Origin of the sequence: Phenylobacterium sp., assembly GCF_036263695.1 — a bacterium.
Lineage (GTDB): Bacteria > Pseudomonadota > Alphaproteobacteria > Caulobacterales > Caulobacteraceae > Phenylobacterium.
In genome coordinates this window covers 1-2,235 of record NZ_DATAGM010000399.1, presented here as the reverse complement: position 1 = coordinate 2,235, position 2,235 = coordinate 1, and the positions used below count along the sequence as shown (strand labels likewise).

The 2,235-nt window shown below is 67.4% G+C and carries 4 protein-coding genes and 1 pseudogene; 3 read left to right on the top strand and 2 right to left on the bottom strand.

Translation table 11 applies throughout. The features are described 5' to 3' along the window. The 3 genes and pseudogenes from VHK87_RS16065 to VHK87_RS16055 all read left to right on the top strand — a co-directional run. A pseudogene (locus VHK87_RS16065) lies at nt 1-199 on the top strand (dolichol-phosphate mannosyltransferase); the annotation flags it as partial. Nucleotides 200-240: 41 nt separating this feature from the next. Next, nucleotides 241-648 (top strand): hypothetical protein, encoded by a 408-nt coding sequence (locus tag VHK87_RS16060; RefSeq protein WP_329635900.1) that lies wholly within the window; start codon nt 241-243, stop codon nt 646-648. A 120-nt stretch (nt 649-768) separates the two neighbouring features. Further along, entirely contained in the window at nt 769-1,080 is a 312-nt protein-coding gene (locus VHK87_RS16055; protein ID WP_329635899.1) for a helix-turn-helix transcriptional regulator, read from the top strand. Nucleotides 1,081-1,152: 72 nt separating this feature from the next. Here VHK87_RS16055 and VHK87_RS16050 read toward each other — a convergent pair whose 3' ends face one another. Both VHK87_RS16050 and phaR read right to left on the bottom strand, forming a co-directional pair. Next, the gene (locus VHK87_RS16050; RefSeq protein WP_329635898.1) at nt 1,153-1,455 is read right to left on the bottom strand and encodes a hypothetical protein; all 303 of its coding nucleotides are present in this window, start codon (nt 1,453-1,455) and stop codon (nt 1,153-1,155) included. Between the two features lie 51 nt (nt 1,456-1,506). Beyond that, entirely contained in the window at nt 1,507-2,130 is a 624-nt protein-coding gene (gene phaR / locus VHK87_RS16045) for a polyhydroxyalkanoate synthesis repressor PhaR (protein WP_329635897.1), read from the bottom strand. Nucleotides 2,131-2,235 lie beyond the last annotated feature (105 nt).

The following is a 2,235-nucleotide window of genomic DNA, read 5'->3' as shown; positions in this document are numbered from 1 at the left end:
CATCCACCGCTACCTGCCGGCGCTGATGCTGCGCGAAGGGTACGAGGTGGCGTTCCAGCCGGTGCACCACCGCCATCGGGAGAGCGGCCGGTCGAAGTACACCAACCTCGGCCGGCTGATGGCCTCGCTATCGGACCTGTTGGGCGTGGTGTGGCTGAGATCCCGGGCGCGTCTGCCGGGCGCAATCGACGAACTCTAGGTTTGGCGGCATCCTCCAAGCCCGAGGGAAGGGGTTCTGCAATGATCGCTGCGCTGCCGCTGCTGGTCCTGCCGGTGCTGGTCTACAACCTGATTGCGCTGGCCGGAGGCTCGGCGGCGCTCACCGACACCCTGTTCACGGTGCGGATGGCCTCAGGCGCCGACTGGCCCGTCGCCACCGGAGACCTGCTGCTGGCGGCCAGCCTGATGGTGCTGTTCGTGGAGCTCCTCAAGTCCACCAACAGCCGGCGGGCGGCCATCGTGAACCACGGCCTGTCGATGCTTCTGTTCGTGATCTGCCTGGTGGAGCTGCTGCTCGCGCCGCCTTTCGCGACCTCGACCTTCTTCCTGATCACCCTGATGGTGCTGCTCGACGTGCTGGCCGGCTTCATCGTCACCATCCTGGCGGCAAGGCGGGATGTCGACTTCGGCGCCGGGGTCGGGCTCTAGGTGAAGGCGGTGAAGATCAGGGCGACGATGAAGACGTCAATGAAGCGGGTGGCGAGCGCGGTCATCGGGAGCCCCGGCGATGGATTCATCCCCGGTTAAGCAAGACCGGCGCCAAACCTGATGGCTCTCTTCTTCGACGCCGAATGGTTCGACGCGCAGCTGGCGGAGCGGGGGATCTCCCGGGTCGTGCTCGCCGCCGCCGCCGGCATGAGCGAGGCGGATCTGACGCTCGCCTTCAAAGACCAACGCGAGCTCTCGGCGGCCGAGGTGCAGGCGTTTTCGGACGTGCTGGGCGTTCCCGCCGCCGAAGTTGCGAACCGCGCGGGCGTTTCGACGCCCGTGCCAGGTGGCGACCGGCTCTCCGACCTGGAACGTCGCGTGGCGGCCCTGGAGGCCGAGGTGGCGCGACTCAGGAGGGGATCTCCAACCTGACCGCGCATGCGGCGCCGTCTCACCTCCCCGGGAAGCGGCGGGAGGTGATTTGGGATGAGCCGATTTCGGGGTTCAGACTTCCTTCTTCGTCAGGCTGCCCTTCGGCGTCCGCCGGTCGGCAGAACCGGACCATTCGGTGCGGACGTAGGCAGTCTTGGCCGCCTTGAGCACCGGTTCGCCGCCGCGCAGGCCGCGGCGCTCGCCCTCACCGATGAGCTGGACCTCGACGCCGATGGCGGGCTTGGGAACGGGCGCCTTTGAGACGGGGACCGGCAAGGTCTGCGCCGCTTCTGTCGTCTCGCCGCGCTCCACCAGGGCGCGCTTGGCCCGGCGGATGCGCTCGGCGCGGCGGATCGGGTCGATCGGCGTGGTCATGGCGGCCCTAAGTCTGATGCCCCCGGGTTAAGGAACGCCCCAAGCGAAGGTTCAGCGCTTGGCCAGCTTCTCGATCTGGGCCTGCATCTCCTCCAACCGCTTGCGCAGCTCGGCGACGGCGTCCTCCGGCGCGGGCTGGGCGGTCGCCGGCGGGGAGGCGGGCGCAGGCTCGGTCGGCTTCGCGCCGGGCTGGCCGTCCTCCGGCCGGGCGTAGGCGAAGGGGGTGAACATCTTCATGGCCCGTTCGAACATCTGCATGTTCTGACGGATCTGCTCGTCGAACGGGCCGCCGCCCTGGCCGAGCTTGGCGAACTGGCTGCGCATCGCTTCCTGCTGCTGGGCGAAGCTGGACAGCGACATCTCCAGGTACGAGGGCAGGAAGGCCTGCATCGAGTTGCCGTAGAAGCCGATCAACTGGCGAAGGAACTGGATCGGCAGCAGGTTCTCGCCGCGGCTTTCCTCCTCGAAGATGATCTGCGTCAGGACGGTCCGGGTGATGTCCTCGTTGGTCTTGGCGTCGTAGACGACGAAGTCCACGCCCCGCTTCACCATGTCGGACAGGTGGTCGAGGGTGACGTAGGAACTCGAGGCCGTGTTGTAGAGCCGGCGGTTCGCGTACTTCTTGATGACGACCCGCTCGTCGCCCTGAGGTTTGTTTCCGCTGGTGTCGGGCATTTGGCCCCCTCTTCGCGGGCGCCGCGGGCGCGGCTCCGCATTGTCGCAACGCAGTATCGCTGTTGCGAGCGGAATGGCAATTCTCTTCAAGGGTTAATGGCGCGC